Annotated in this window: 11 protein-coding genes; 8 read left to right on the forward strand and 3 right to left on the reverse strand. The window is 68.0% G+C overall.

Annotated features, from left to right (window positions below; genetic code table 11):
* Window positions 1-289: 289 nt before the first annotated feature.
* On the forward strand, window positions 290-937 hold the full coding sequence (locus AC16DP_RS45395; RefSeq protein ID WP_329726754.1) for an outer membrane protein: 648 nt from the start codon (window positions 290-292) through the stop codon (window positions 935-937).
* An 89-nt stretch (window positions 938-1,026) separates the two neighbouring features.
* On the opposite strand, the gene AC16DP_RS45400 is transcribed toward AC16DP_RS45395, so the two are convergent.
* Entirely contained in the window at window positions 1,027-2,673 is a 1,647-nt protein-coding gene (locus AC16DP_RS45400; protein WP_329726753.1) for a sensor histidine kinase, read from the reverse strand.
* A 174-nt stretch (window positions 2,674-2,847) separates the two neighbouring features.
* Between AC16DP_RS45400 and AC16DP_RS45405 the strand changes: the two genes are divergently transcribed.
* Both AC16DP_RS45405 and AC16DP_RS45410 read left to right on the forward strand, forming a co-directional pair.
* Window positions 2,848-3,459: a Wall-associated protein precursor gene (locus AC16DP_RS45405; RefSeq protein ID WP_329726752.1), complete on the forward strand. Its 612-nt coding sequence runs from the start codon at window positions 2,848-2,850 to the stop codon at window positions 3,457-3,459.
* On the forward strand, window positions 3,437-4,147 hold the full coding sequence (locus AC16DP_RS45410; protein WP_329726751.1) for an imm11 family protein: 711 nt from the start codon (window positions 3,437-3,439) through the stop codon (window positions 4,145-4,147). The genes AC16DP_RS45405 and AC16DP_RS45410 overlap by 23 nt, the downstream gene beginning before the upstream one ends.
* On the opposite strand, the gene AC16DP_RS45415 is transcribed toward AC16DP_RS45410, so the two are convergent.
* A complete protein-coding gene (locus tag AC16DP_RS45415; RefSeq protein WP_329726750.1) occupies window positions 4,144-5,481 on the reverse strand; it encodes a glutamate--cysteine ligase in 1,338 nt (445 codons plus the stop codon). The genes AC16DP_RS45410 and AC16DP_RS45415 overlap by 4 nt on opposite strands.
* A 58-nt stretch (window positions 5,482-5,539) precedes the next feature.
* Between AC16DP_RS45415 and AC16DP_RS45420 the strand changes: the two genes are divergently transcribed.
* The 5 genes from AC16DP_RS45420 (at window position 5,540) to AC16DP_RS45440 (ending at window position 12,616) form a co-directional block, all read left to right on the forward strand.
* Window positions 5,540-6,352: an EI24 domain-containing protein gene (locus AC16DP_RS45420; protein ID WP_329726749.1), complete on the forward strand. Its 813-nt coding sequence runs from the start codon at window positions 5,540-5,542 to the stop codon at window positions 6,350-6,352.
* Window positions 6,353-6,575: 223 nt separating this feature from the next.
* Window positions 6,576-9,785 carry an MXAN_5808 family serine peptidase gene (locus AC16DP_RS45425; RefSeq protein WP_329726748.1) on the forward strand — a complete coding sequence of 1,070 codons (3,210 nt, stop codon included), beginning with the start codon at window positions 6,576-6,578 and terminating at the stop codon, window positions 9,783-9,785.
* Between the two features lie 180 nt (window positions 9,786-9,965).
* Complete coding sequence (locus tag AC16DP_RS45430) at window positions 9,966-10,874, forward strand: hypothetical protein (RefSeq protein WP_329726747.1); 909 nt, start codon at window positions 9,966-9,968, stop codon at window positions 10,872-10,874.
* Complete coding sequence (locus AC16DP_RS45435) at window positions 10,867-11,973, forward strand: glycosyltransferase family 4 protein (protein ID WP_483957080.1); 1,107 nt, start codon at window positions 10,867-10,869, stop codon at window positions 11,971-11,973. The genes AC16DP_RS45430 and AC16DP_RS45435 overlap by 8 nt, the downstream gene beginning before the upstream one ends.
* A 328-nt stretch (window positions 11,974-12,301) precedes the next feature.
* Window positions 12,302-12,616: a DUF6968 family protein gene (locus tag AC16DP_RS45440; protein ID WP_329726746.1), complete on the forward strand. Its 315-nt coding sequence runs from the start codon at window positions 12,302-12,304 to the stop codon at window positions 12,614-12,616.
* 20 nt (window positions 12,617-12,636) lie between these two features.
* On the opposite strand, the gene AC16DP_RS45445 is transcribed toward AC16DP_RS45440, so the two are convergent.
* Window positions 12,637-13,365 carry a glycerophosphodiester phosphodiesterase gene (locus tag AC16DP_RS45445; RefSeq protein ID WP_329726745.1) on the reverse strand — a complete coding sequence of 243 codons (729 nt, stop codon included), beginning with the start codon at window positions 13,363-13,365 and terminating at the stop codon, window positions 12,637-12,639.
* Window positions 13,366-13,423: the final 58 nt, after the last annotated feature.

Raw genomic sequence — 13,423 nt, forward strand, 5'->3', positions numbered from 1 at the left:
CGCTGTGTCATGCGGGCGTGCGTTTCTGAGGCGGCCTGAGTCTTGAGCAAACCCAAGCTAAATCAGGGCGTTACGCCCGCAACCGCCCTCCTTCTCCTCTGTCCCGGTGAATAATCCGGGCTAGCGGGGCCCATGCCTCCTGGGACACCAGGAGACCAGACGAGCGCCGCATCCCCTGCTGGGAGCGTGCACGGCCGTCCCTCCTGTTTCGGCGTCCAGTGCTTCTCATTCCGGACGAATGGCCAGATTCCCGCCAGCAGACATCCGAAGTGCTTGATGGGAGGACGAGATGAAGATTCGTTCGTGGATGGGTGGTATCGCGATGGTTACCCTCTGCACCGCTGGCTCGGCCCTCGCGGCTGTCGAAGCCTCGGATGTCGGGGAGCGGCTCAACTTCAACCCGGACCAGACGAAGGTGGGCCTCGACGTGCGTCTGGGCGTGGGTGGTCTCACCGGTGATCTCGGCGCGCGCACGGCCCCGGGCCCGCTGATCGGCATCACGGCGGGTGCGCAGCCCTGGCAGCTCCTCGGCGTCGAGGCGGGGGTCGAGGGGCAGCGGCTCCCCATCGACGATGACCGCGTCGGGGACAATCAGGCCATGTACCGCTACAACCTGGGCGTGCTGGCCAAGGCCGGTCCGCTCGTGCTGCAGCAGAAGCTGCGGCCCTACGTGGGCGCGGGCGTGGGCGTGAGCTACCTCAACGCCACGGACGGCGCGGACGCCATCTACGAGAACGACATCCTCGCCGAGGTGCCGCTCGCCGCGGGCCTGGACTACCGGTTCACCGACAACGTCTTCGCGGGCGCTCGCGCCTCGTACCGCATCCTCGTGGGTGACGAGTTCGCGGACACCGCCAGCGTGACGTTGAACCCGGCCGACGACAACCCGGACGGCAACCTGCTCAACTTCGCCCTGACGGTGGGCGGCCGCTTCTAGTCCTCGCGGCACCGAGTCTCATGAAGCCGGGCCCCGCCGTGCCTCCACCGGGCGCGGCGGGGCTTCGTGCTGCCCGATGCCGAGAGGGCTCAGGCGGCCATCGCTCCGGCCACCGCGGGAGCCTCTTCGGCGGGATGCACCGGCAGGCAGATGCGGAAGGTGGTGCCCCGGCCCGGCTGGCTCTCCACGGCGATGTCGCCGCCGTGCATGGTGATGATGCGCTGGCACACCGAGAGCCCCAGCCCGCTGCCCACGCCCGCGGGCTTGGTGGTGAAGAACGGCCGGAAGATGCGCTCCAGGTTCTCGGCGGGAATGCCGCAGCCGGTGTCGCTCACCTCCACGAGCACGCGCGAGTCCAGGGCCTGCCGGGCCACCAGGCGGATCTCGTTCTGCTCCACCTGCCCCGCGGGAATCGCGTGCGCCGCGTTGATGATCAGGTTGAGGAACACCTGGCACAGGCGGGCCGCGTTGCCATGGGCCCGGGGCGCTCCCTCCGTCTGCATCACCACCCGCGCCCGCTGGCGGACCTCGTGCGCCGCCATCTTCGACGCGCTGCGCAGCACCGACTCCAGGTCCACCGGGCCGCTCACCGCGTCGTCCGCGCGCGCGAGCATCTTCAAGTCCTGCACCAGCAGCTTCACCCGCTCGGCGCCCTCGTGCGCCTCGGCGAGCGCCGCCAGCAGCTCCTCGCGCTCCAGCGGCGAGGGCGCGCCCTGCATCCGCTCCAACTCCTCGCGCGCGTAGCTCAGGTTGCCGAGGATGAAGGCGAGCGGGTTGTTGATCTCATGGCCCACGCCCGCCGCCAGCTGGCCCACCGTCACCAGCCGGTCCGCGAAGAGCAGCTGCGCGTTGGCCTCCTCCAGCTGGGTGGTGCGCTGGCGCACCGTCTCCTCCAGCAGGGTGTTGTAGCGGCGCATCTCCCGCTCCGAGGACTCGGCCTCGGCCTTGGCCAGCCGCTCCTTCTCGCGCACGGTGTCGCGCAGCTCCTCCATCATCCGGTTGAAGGCCCGCGCCAGCATGGCGTACTCGTCCGCGCCCTTCACCGGCAGCTCGGTGGTGAAGTCGCCCCGGCCGATGCGCGCCGCGCCCCGCAGCAGCTCCCGCGACGAGCGCCGCAGGGTGAAGAGCACGGTGGCCGCCAGCGAGAGCACCAGGCCCAGGGCCACGAGCGGCACGACGGCGCCGAGCACCTGGTTGGCCCGGAGGACCTCGAGCCGATCCCGCTTGTGCCTGGCCAGGCGCTCGCGGTTCATCACCCAGGCCTTGTCCAGGTGCGGCATCACGTCCGAGCGGAAGGAGTCGATCGACTCGTGCAGCACCCGGTCCTCTCCACCCGTCCCGGCCTGACGCACGCGTGCCACCAGGCGCTCCATCCAGTCCAGGTGCGCGCGCTGAGCCGCGTCGATCAGGGCGATCACGCCGGGAACGTCCTCGGGCGACCTGTCGATCTCGGCCAGTTCCCGGAGGTGCCCGAAGTCCGCCGTGGCGCGCCGCCGCTCCGCCGCGAGCACCGCGCCTGGCTCCTGCCCCTTGCCGCGCGCCTCGAGCAACGCGTGCGGCACCCACACGGCGTCTCCGGTCAGCTTGCCGTACAGGGTGTTCTGCTCCTGCATGGCGAAGACCTGCTCCGTGCTCCTCCGCCCCCGGGTGGCGAGCGAGTACAGCGACCCGCCCACCACGGCGACGAGCCCCACCGCCACCGCCGCGAACAGCAGGATTCTGGTGCGTACCGTCATCGCTCTGGCCTCTCGGATGGACACCCCCGGCCACCCCGGTGTCCCGAACCCGAGCCGCCAATACCCCAAACCCGCTATTCAAGCCAGACGCGAATTATCCAGCAGAGCGGTATTTGTCGAGAATTTACCAGAGTGACGATCCGGTGAACAGGACCCTCCCCCTATGCTGGAGGAATGCGCCTCTCGAGAAGCGTCCTGGGACTCTGGTTGTGGGTGGTGCTCGCGAGCGGTTCGAGCGTCGCGAGTACGCCCACGCTCCTGGCCCAGGTCACCTGCCTGAACACGACGGACTGCTGCATCCGACGATGGCCACAAAGCGCGGCGGAGCGGTGTGGGGCCACTCCATCACAGATCGCCGAAGCCCTCAGGGGCGCGAGGGTGCTCCAGGAGGCCACCGCGGAGGTGACGCTCAAGGAGGAGGCCTCGGAGCACGAGGGCGCCGAGGCGGACGAAGCCTCCGAAGGCGCGGAGTCGGGCGAGCCACCCAAATGCACGGGTCAGGAGCACCACGTCATCTCCCGGCCCATCGCCAGGGCGCTGGAGAAACATCTCACCCTTCGCGGACTGTATGAGCCTCGGGATGCGCGATTCAAACTCCGGGCGAAGGACCAGGAGTCACACTGCGGTTATCAGCAATGGCACCGCGATGTGGATCAAGAGGTCATCCGGTGGCTCGCTCGCCACGAAAAGGCAAACCCGAGGCAATTCTGGAAGTTCCTCCGCGAGATCTACAGTCGTCCGGAGATGCGGAGGAGGTTTCCCGATGAATTCCCCGAGGGTCTCTGACATGCCCCTGTCCCAGCGCTTCTTCGAGCTCGAGGAGGACACGTGGGGAACGCATGACACCCAGTTCTGGGTGCTCGAGCCGGACAACATCGGGGATGGCGCCCGATGCCCCCGGTGTGGCGATCCCATCGGCATGCTGGATTGGTTGCCCCCGCACCGCGTCAGATTGGAACTATATGGACAGGGGCTCGGCGACTTCGTCCGGGGACCTGGCGGTGGCAACAGTTTCCTCATCTCCGAGCGCTTCGCCGACGCCTTCCGGCAGGAAGGATTGACCGGGCTGCTCGGCTTCCATCCCGCCGAAGTGTCGCGGGTGATCAGGAAGCGCAAGGGCCCCAAGCCCGGTGCCGTGCCCCGCTACTTCGCCGTCAAACCCTGTTACAGCCGCGCCGCCGTGGATGAGGCGCACAGCCACATCCGCCGCGTCGAGCCCGTGACATGCCCGGAGTGCCGTTCCACAGGAGTGGACTCCATCCACGGCTACACCCTGGAGCCGGGCACCTGGTCCGGCGAGGACGTGTTCCGTCCCCGGGGCCTGCCGGGCAGCATCCTCGTCTCCGAGCGCTTCGCCGAGCTCGTCAGGCGCCATGGCCTGACGAACATGAAGCTCACCCCCACCGAGGAGTACGTCTGGGATCCACTCCGCCTGGGGCCACCCGCGGCGACGGCCCCCGGAGGCCCGTCCTAGAGAGCGGCGCGGTCGAGCAGCGCCTCGGGGCGGGGATCCTTCTCCCACGCCTCCAGCACGGCCTGACCGGGCGAGCGGCCCGAGGCGGCCACCTCGGTGAGCGGCTCGAGCAGGGGCGCGTCCTCACGGTCCAGGCGCTCCAGGCCCCGGCGGGCGATGGCCACCATCTCCCCCGCCAACCGGTGGATCTCCTGGTTGCGCAGCCGCCCGGCCAGACCCTGCCGGCGCGCGGTGTCGTGGAAGGCCAGGTGCTCGTCGTAGGAGAGCTGGGGCAGCAGCTTCTCGGCCTCGTCCATGGCGCCCGGGCCGTAGAGCAGCCCGCGCCACAGCGCCGCGAGCGCCCCCGTCATCGGCGCCGACACGCAGTCCGCGCCGCGCACCTCCATCACCTTCTTCAGCCGCACCTCGGGGAAGAGCGTGGAGAGGTGGTCCGTCCAGTCGGACATGTCGGCGGGCGAGCCCTCCAAGCCGTCCTTCATGAACTGGCGGAAGGACATCTTCGGGCGGAGGTACTCCCCGCGCCGGCGCAGGAAGAGGATGGGCGCATCCAGGGCCCAGTCCACGTAGGCGCGGTAGGAGAAGGAGCCGTCGAAGAAGGAGCGCAGGTAGCCGCAGCGGGTGGGGTCCACCTCGTCCCAGACGCGGTTGCGGAAGGACAGGTAGCCCGAGGGCTTGCCGTCCACGATGGGGCTGTTGGCGTAGAGGGCCACCATCAACGGGGCCAGGCGGGCCGTCAGCACCGTCTTGCGCACACAGTCCGCCTCGCTCGACCAGTCGAGGGAGACCTGACCGGTGGAGGTCATCAACATCATGTTGAGGGCCAGACGGCCGCGCTCGGGCAGGGACTGCCGCATGGCGAGGTAGCGCGTCTTGGGCATCCACGGCATGTCGGCCGGGGTGGCGAACGGCCGGTAGCCCAGGGCCACCAGCCGCAGGCCGAGCGCCCCGGCGGCGGTCTTCACCTCGGCCAGGTGGGCGAGGTTCTCCGCGTGGGCCTCGCGGGCGGTGCGCAGGGGCGAGCCGGACAGCTCCAGCTGCCCGCCGGGCTCCAGGGAGATGGTGAGCATCCCCTTCTGCAGGGCGATGGCCGGGGAGCTCGGCGTCTCGCGGAAGGGAGTGTAGCCGTTGGGGGCCAGCCGCTCCAGCAGCGCCCCGATGCCCGAGGGCCCCTCGTACGGCACGGGCCGGGCGGACTGGACGGGATAGACGAATTTCTCGTGCTCGAGTCCCAGCAGGTGCTGCGACGGGGGCTTCTCCGCGGAACGGAAGCCCGCCAACAGCATGTCGACGGAGGTGATGGGCTCGGAGACAGCACGCTGGAGATCGAGAGACATGGCGGCCCTATATAACGATCGTTGACCCCACCGCCGTCATTTGCGCATCGTGACGGCAATGACCCACCCCTCACCGGTGCCCACCTTCTCCGCCCGGGCCGGTCCGGCGGACGTGTTCCAGGGGCTCGGCCTCCTGTTCCGGGCCGGGAGCCTCATCTTCCGCACCCCGGCGCTCAAGCGCCTGTCGGCCCTGTGCGCCGTCGTCACCCTGGTGGCCCTGGGCGCCCTCTTCGCCCTGCTCTGGCGCTACACCCCGGACCTGCTGGGGTGGCTGTGGACCCGCCCCGGGCCCTGGTACGGCCAGGTCTTCTGGTACCTCGTCCTGGTGTTGATGTTCCTCGTGCTGCTGGTGGTGGGGGCCAACATCCTGGTGCCGGTGGTGCTGGCCCCCTTGCAGGATCCCCTGTCCGAGCTCACCGAGGCCCAGTGCGGCGGCTACACCTCGCCCCCCTTCCGGCTCGGCTCCTTCCTCCAGGGGCTGGCCACCAGCCTGGGGCACACCCTGGCGCGCGTCTCCCTGCTGGTGCTGGGACTGGCGGTGATCTTCCCGCTCAACCTGGTGCCGGTGGCGGGCAACACGGCGTGGACGGTGCTGGCCACCCTGTGGACGGCGTTCTGGCTGGCGGGAGAGCACCTCGCCGCGCCCATGACGCGCCACCAGTACCCCTTCTCCGAGGTCCGCCGGGTGCTGCGCCAGCGCTGGCTGCTCTGCCTGGGCTTCGGGGCGGGCGTCTACGTCCTGCTCTGGGTGCCGATCCTCAACAGCCTCTTCCTCCCGGTGGCCGTCGTGGGCGGCACCCTGCTGTACCGGGGGCTGCTCGCCGTGGGCAGCGTGCCTCCTCCCCCCTCGTCCGGGCCCGCCGGGAAATAATCCATGGGGCCGGTTGTCTCGTCTGGTGGCCCGGCGCCGGGAACGCGGCGGGCCCTGGTGGCGTTATCGAACGCTGCGGGAAGGCGTCGGCTTGAAGCACCAAGAAGCCATGATTAGGCTTGCCCGGTTGCTCCCGGCACTCGTTCTTCACGCCAACCGCTCGGATTTGCTGGGCTTTTCACGCATCACCCCCGGGGCCCATGGGCCCCACCCTGGATGAACCATGCCGCGACTCTTTCGCCGGATCACCGCCGTCGCCGTTCTCCTTGGCGCCTGGGCCCTCGTGGGCAACGACCGGGCGCCCTTGCCTCTGACACTCGGCGTCGCGGAGGCCGGCCAGGGAAGCTCGGACTCCACCCGCATCGCCGGTGAGAAGGGAGGCCCCACCCACGACCTCTCCTCCCTTCGCGTCTTCACCAAGGTCATCCTCTATGTGAAGGACAACTACGTCGACCCCAAGCGCGTGAAGCCCAAGGAGATGATGATCTCCGCGCTGGAGTACGTGGAGAAGAGCGTCCCGGACGTGCTCGTGGACGGCAACGCCGAGTCCGGCAAGCTCAACGTCAACGTCAACGGCAAGACGCGCGAGTTCGACATCAGCCACGTGGACTCGCTCTGGAAGATGTCCTTCACGCTCAAGGACGTCTTCGACTTCGTGAGCAAGAACATGCGTCCCATGGAGGACACCCGCGACATCGAGTACGCGGCCGTCAACGGGATGCTCTCCACCCTGGACCCCCACTCGGTGCTGCTGCGCCCCGAGGTGTACCGGGAGATGAAGCTCTCCACCAAGGGCGAGTTCGGCGGCCTGGGCTTCGTCATCCAGATGCGCGAGGGCAACCTCACCGTGGTGAAGGTGCTGCCCAAGACGCCGGCGGCGCGCGCGGGCATCCAGAAGGATGACCAGATCAAGAAGATTGGCGAGGAGTCCACGGTCAACATGGACCTCAACGAGGCCGTGTCCAAGCTGCGGGGCCCGGTGGACAGCCGCGTGGCCATCACCGTGGAGCGCAAGGGCTGGGACAAGCCGCGCCCCATGACGCTCAGCCGCGCGATGATTTCCATCGAGAGCGTCCAGCACAAGCTGCTGGCCGGCAACGTGGGCTATGTCCGCCTGAAGAACTTCCAGGGCAACACCACGCGGGACCTGCAGTCGGCGCTCAGCGAGATGCGCCGGCAGACCGAGGCCAAGGGTGGCCTGAAGGGTGTGGTGCTGGACATGCGCGGCAACCCGGGCGGTCTGCTGGAGCAGGCCATCCAGGTGTCCGACACGTTCCTGTCCAGCGGCACCATCGTCTCGACGGTGGGCCTGTCCGACAAGCTGCGCGAGGAGAAGCGCGCCCGTCCGGACGAGGGCGAGGACACCTTCCCCGTGGCCGTGCTGGTGAACGCGGGCAGCGCCTCGGCGTCGGAGATCGTCGCGGGCGCGCTCAAGAACCTCAACCGCGCCGTCATCATCGGCCGCCAGACGTTCGGCAAGGGCAGCGTGCAGGTGCTCTATGACTTCCCGGACGACAGCGCGCTGAAGCTGACCATCGCCAAGTACCTCACCCCCGGTGACGTCTCCATCCAGGAGGTGGGCATCGTCCCGGACATCGAGCTGGTGCCCTCGGCCGTCACGGACGAGCGCGTGCTGGTGTTCGCCCCGCGCAAGACGATTGGCGAGGCGGACCTGGATCAGCACTTCGGCAACCCGAACTCGGACTCGGTGGCCAAGAAGCGCGAGGACGTGCTGGGCCGCGAGAAGCCGCAGGAGTCGGTGCGCTACCTCAAGCTGGACGAGAAGCAGCAGCAGGCCATCGCCAAGAAGCAGGAGGAGGCCGCCAAGAATCCCGAGGTGGCCGCCAAGGACGCCAAGGGGCACCCGCTGCTGGACATCGACGCGGTGAGCACCGGCGAGGAGCTCGACGACCAGATGGACGCCGAGAGCCAGGACGAGGTGAAGGAGGACTTCGAGGTGCAGTTCGCCCGCGACTACGTCCTGCAGGTGCCCTTCGCGGACCGGCGCCAGATGCTGCAGAAGGGCAAGGGCTTCGTGGAGAAGAAGCGCGAGGAGCAGCAGCAGCGCATCGACGCCGCCATCCAGGCGCTCAACGTGGACTGGAGCGCGGGCGCCACGCCCAAGGACGTGAAGCTCGCGGCCACCTTCACCCCCTCCGCGGACCAGCGCATCGCCGCGGGCGAGACGTTCGAGCTGGCGCTCACCGCCGAGAACAAGGGCACCGAGCCGCTCAAGCGCGTGCGCGCCTGGACGGAGAGCGACAACTACTACCTGGATCGCCGCGAGTTCCTCATCGGCAGCCTGGCCCCGGGTGAGAAGAAGACCTGGAAGGTGAAGGTGAAGCTGCCCAAGGACCTGACGTCCCGCCGGGACGAGGTGACGGTGAAGTTCCACGACGATCACGGAGCCCTGCCCACCACGCTGGTGAGCGAGCTCAACTTCTCCGAGCTGCCGCGTCCCGCCTTCGCCTTCAACTGGCAGGTCATCGACAACTGCGAGACGTGCAACGGCGACGGCACCGCCCAGCGCGGCGAGGACATCACCCTGGTGATGGACGTGACGAACACGGGCAAGGGCAAGGCGCTCGACTCGTTCGCGCAGATCAAGAACCTGGGGGATCCGGACATCTTCATCGAGAAGGGCCGCTTCAAGATTGGCGAGCTGGCCCCGGGCGAGACGAAGACGGCGCGCTTCCAGCTGGAGGTGAAGAAGGGCTACGACGGGAAGACCTTCCCGCTGCGCCTGGCCATCGTGGACGAGCCGCTGGAGGAGTTCGCCATGGAGAAGCTGGAGCTGCCCGTGACGGACGCGCCGGTGGCGAAGATGGAGCCGAAGAAGGGCCAGCTGAAGGTGTCGGAGAAGGCGCAGCTGCTGGCGTCGCCGGAGCAGGGTGCCCCGGTGCTGGCGCGGCTGTCGCGCACGGCGGTGCTCAACACGGACGCGGCCACCAAGGGCTTCTACCGGGTGGAGCTGGACAAGGATCGCTTCGCCTTCGTGAGCGCCGAGGAGGCCCGGGAGACGCGTGGCAAGACGATGGCGCCCCAGGGAATGGCGTACGTGGCGCGCCGCTCGCCGCCGGAGATCAAGCTCGACGTGGACCTGGCCCAGGGGGGCCTGGTGGCCAACGGCGACAAGTACACCCTCTCCGGTGAGGTGGACGACGCCCAGGGCCTGCTGGACATGTACGTGCTGGTGAACGACCAGAAGGTCTACTTCCAGGGCGTGGACACCAAGGCCAAGGCGGGCGAGCCGCAGAAGCTGAAGTTCAGCACCGAGTTCTCCCTGAAGGAGGGCAACAACAGCGTGCTGGTGGTGGCCCGCGAGAGCACCGACTTCGCCAGCCGCCGCACCCTGGTCATCCGCCGCCGTCCGGCCGAGGTGGCCCAGAAGGTGGTGACTCCGGCCACGGCCACCAAGCCGGGCAAGCCGTAACGGGTAGACGGGCTGATCGTCCGCATTCCGGGCGGCTTTCGTCGGGGCACCTGGCCCCCTCGGAAGCCGCCCGTTTTATTGACGCTTTCCTCGAACGCACGCTAGCGTCCCTCCGATTGGCGCCGCCGCCGGACGCGCGCCTGGGAGGCGGTACTGAGGATGCGGACGTTCAGCCGTGGGATGGCCCTCGCGGTTCTGGTGTGCGGCTCCGCCGCGTACGCGGACCGCAATGACATCAAGATTACGAATCTCGGCAATCCGGGCACGGACCCGGTAACCGTCGCGGAGGTCAACGGAAGATTCCGTGCCTTCGCACGCACCTTCGCCGCGGTGATGACGTCGGCGAACCTGATGCCGCCGGAGACGCTGGGGCACGCGGGCTTCTCGCTCAACGCGGAGCTGAGCGTCATCGGCCTGCCCACTCCGGGCAATGAGGATGGCCAGGTGACGATGCCCACGGAGGGCACGCCGACCAATCCGCTGCTGCTGCCCTCGGTGCATGTGCGCAAGGGCCTGCCCTTCTCCTTCGAGCTGGGCGCCCGCGTGGGGTGGATCGACCGCAGCGACATGTTCACCGCCACCGGCGAGCTGAAGTGGGCCGTCAACGAGGGCTTCACCTGGCTACCGGACATCGCCGTGCGCGCGCACGTGACGCGGCTGATGGGCAACAAGGACTTCGATCTGACGGCGGCCGGCCTCGACTTCGGCGTGGGCAAGCAGTTCCCGCTCGGGGGCATGGTGACGCTCACCCCGTACGGCGGCCTCGACCTGACGGGCGTGGCGGCCAGCACGGACACGCTCGATTTCGATCAGACCCGGACGCGTGACAGCACGACCCCTCCGGCCAACCCCTACGCGGGCCTGGACAACACCGGCGTGTACCGGGAGGTCAAGCTGATGGAGAACGTCAACAGCCGCCTCTACGGGGGCGTGCGCTTCATCGGCGGCGCACTGCAGCTCGGCGCTGAGGTGTCCCTCAGCAACCAGGGCTTCATCGAGGTGGCCAACGCCCAGACGGGCGAGAAGTACAGGGATCGCGCCGTACCCGCCGTGCTGGCTTTCAGCACCACACTCGGCCTGGATTTCTAGGCCGCCCGCTTCCCGATGGGGAGCGTCCCTTGCCGATGAGGTCTACTGCTACGTCCCGTCAGCCAGCCAGACGGAGAAGGAAGACAGCCAGCGAGAGGGGGTGAAGCTTGTCGTGGCCCCCGGGCCCGGGAGCGAGCGGGAGCGGCTCCTCAGACGCCCGCCGTTACCCGCGGGGACCAAGCCAGACTTCATCATCGGCCATGGCCGGATCACCGGACATGCGGCGTTGAGCCTCGTTGCTGACCACTTCCCCAACAGCCAGCGCATCCATTTCCTGCACGCCGCTCCGGGTCGAATCGAATGGTTCACGGAGCAAGACGTCTCGAAGGATGCGGCGGAAACAGCGGACGCCCGGGAGCAGTTCGAACTCGAACTGGCGGGAGCCGCCCAACTGCTCGTGGCCGTGGGCCCCCGCCTGCAGCGTGAATACGAGAGGCTCTTGCACCCACGGAGCCGTAAGGTCCATGCGTTCGTCCCTGGCCTCAGTGCGGTCGAGCCGCTCGACGGCCCCCCGCGTGACGTCCAGATCCTGCTGCCCGGCCGAGCAGAGGACGCGACACTCAAGGGCTTGGACATTGCCACACGTGCCGTGGCACTGGCTTCGAAGTCGACACAGTTCGTCAACGAGAAGCTGATACTGCTGGTGCGCGGAGCCCCTGCCAGAACGGGAGAGCAACTCCGCAAGGACTTGTATGGCGCCTCAGGGAGCACTGCATTCGACCTGCGGGTAAAGCCGTACTCCGCCAACGCGGAGCATATCCTCTCGGACATGCAGCAGTCGTCACTGGTGCTGATGCCCTCAAGGAGCGAGGGCTTCGGTCTGGTGGGCTTGGAGGCTATTTCCGCAGGTGTGCCAGTGCTGCTGAGCAATCGAAGCGGGCTCGCGGAGCTCATCAACAGCCTAGCTCCACAAGATGCCAGCCACCACGTGGTTCAGATGCACGAGGAGGGTGACGGAATGGCACGCAAGTGGGCCGGCGAGATCGTTTTCATTCTGCGGGACCGCAGTGCGTCATTCCCACGGGTACGTCGCTGCGGAGTCACTTGCAAAACGAGATTTCCTGGGGCAAGTCGCTCGAGAGCCTGCTCCATGAACTGAGTATCCCACCGGTGAACAGCGCGGCAACGGGGTCTTGAGACTTGCGAAGCGCATGAATGTTCAACCTGAAATGAAGGCAAGCAGATGAACCGATACGCATTGATGCTCCTGACAGTCAGCCTGCTCTCCGCGGCCCATGCACAGAGCAAACCCTCGGAGCCGGACCCAGTGCAGCCCTGCGCTTCCAGCTATTGTGACGACCAATACAAGCGCTGTACCGAAGGCTGCAAGCGAAAGAAGAAGCTGAAGGATCGCACCCTCTGCTACTCACAGTGCATGGAAGAGTATTCCAGGTGTCTCGACAAGAAATGAGCGGCGGAAGGGTCCCATGAGCCAACCAACGAATATCGGCGACGTCATCGCGGAGAGGGAATACGAACTCCTTCAGGGTGGGCAGTCCCAGCAGGTCCGGCTGGTGATTGGCCGCCCCCGCCGCATGGCGGAACCGGATAGCGACTGGACATGCCCTTTCCAGATACAGGGGTTGGGTGATGAGCAGATACGTGAAGCATGCGGTGTAGACGCCATCCAGGCCCTCATGCTCAGCTTGCGAATGGCGGGGGCCCTTCTCCAGCACCACCAGGAGCGGGGGATCGATCTGACCTGGCTGGAGCAGACAGAGTTGGGCCTTCCGAAGACGTAGGTGTTGGGGCTCCAGGCCCTTCAGGCCGCCCGGCCGCGCAGGGCCTCGCGAATGACGCGGGGCTTGTTGGTGATGAGGTAGGAGACGCCCATCTGCTCCAGCTGCCGGGCACGCGTGGGGTCATCCACCGTCCACACCGCCACGCGCAGGCCCCGGCGGCGCCACTCCTCCACCCGCTCCGGCGTGCACTGCTCGTGGTACGGGTGCACCGAGTGCGACGACACGAGCGGCGTCACCACGTACGCCTGTGGCCCCCAACGCTTGTCCGGATCGATCAGGAAGCCCCGGCGCAGCGAGGGCGCGGCCGCCGCCGTCCGGAAGAGGCACAGCGGGTTGAAGCTGGAGATCACCACCCGCTCGGCCAGCTCGCGGCGGGTCACCAGCTCCGCCACCTTCTGGGACAGGCCCCCGTCATCCGCCTGGTCGCACTTGAGCTCGATGTTGATGAGGAAGTGCGAGGGCAGCGCGTCCAGCACCTCCTCCAGCAGCGGAATCCGGGCGGGCTCGAAGCCGAGCCGGCTGCCCACGTCCGCGCCCTTCAGCTTCCAGTAGGACGTGGTGCGCACCTCCCAGGGCAGACCGGCCAGCCGATCCAGGCGCTCGTCGTGACACACCACCACCTCGCCGGAGCCGCACACCATGGCGTCCAGCTCCACGCCATCGGCCCCCTGGGCCACGGCCTCCTGGAAGGCGTCGAGGGTGTTCTCCGGGGCATCGGCGCTGGCACCTCGGTGGGCGAGCAGGAGCATGCCGCGCAATGTGCAACAGCCCGGCCCCCAGGGCGAGCGTCCTGACGCCCCCCGCCGT

The sequence above is a fragment of the Archangium sp. genome, from assembly GCF_057119385.1.

What these genes read in the sequence shown, in the direction of transcription:
- AC16DP_RS45395 (WP_329726754.1), top strand. Translation starts at nt 290, where the DNA reads ATGAAGATTCGTTCGTGGATGGGTGGTATCGCGATGGTTACCCTCTGC.
- AC16DP_RS45400 (WP_329726753.1), bottom strand. Translation starts at nt 2,673, where the DNA reads ATGACGGTACGCACCAGAATCCTGCTGTTCGCGGCGGTGGCGGTGGGG.
- AC16DP_RS45405 (WP_329726752.1), top strand. Translation starts at nt 2,848, where the DNA reads ATGCGCCTCTCGAGAAGCGTCCTGGGACTCTGGTTGTGGGTGGTGCTC.
- AC16DP_RS45410 (WP_329726751.1), top strand. Translation starts at nt 3,437, where the DNA reads ATGAATTCCCCGAGGGTCTCTGACATGCCCCTGTCCCAGCGCTTCTTC.
- AC16DP_RS45415 (WP_329726750.1), bottom strand. Translation starts at nt 5,481, where the DNA reads ATGTCTCTCGATCTCCAGCGTGCTGTCTCCGAGCCCATCACCTCCGTC.
- AC16DP_RS45420 (WP_329726749.1), top strand. Translation starts at nt 5,540, where the DNA reads ATGACCCACCCCTCACCGGTGCCCACCTTCTCCGCCCGGGCCGGTCCG.
- AC16DP_RS45425 (WP_329726748.1), top strand. Translation starts at nt 6,576, where the DNA reads ATGCCGCGACTCTTTCGCCGGATCACCGCCGTCGCCGTTCTCCTTGGC.
- AC16DP_RS45430 (WP_329726747.1), top strand. Translation starts at nt 9,966, where the DNA reads ATGGCCCTCGCGGTTCTGGTGTGCGGCTCCGCCGCGTACGCGGACCGC.
- AC16DP_RS45440 (WP_329726746.1), top strand. Translation starts at nt 12,302, where the DNA reads ATGAGCCAACCAACGAATATCGGCGACGTCATCGCGGAGAGGGAATAC.
- AC16DP_RS45445 (WP_329726745.1), bottom strand. Translation starts at nt 13,365, where the DNA reads ATGCTCCTGCTCGCCCACCGAGGTGCCAGCGCCGATGCCCCGGAGAAC.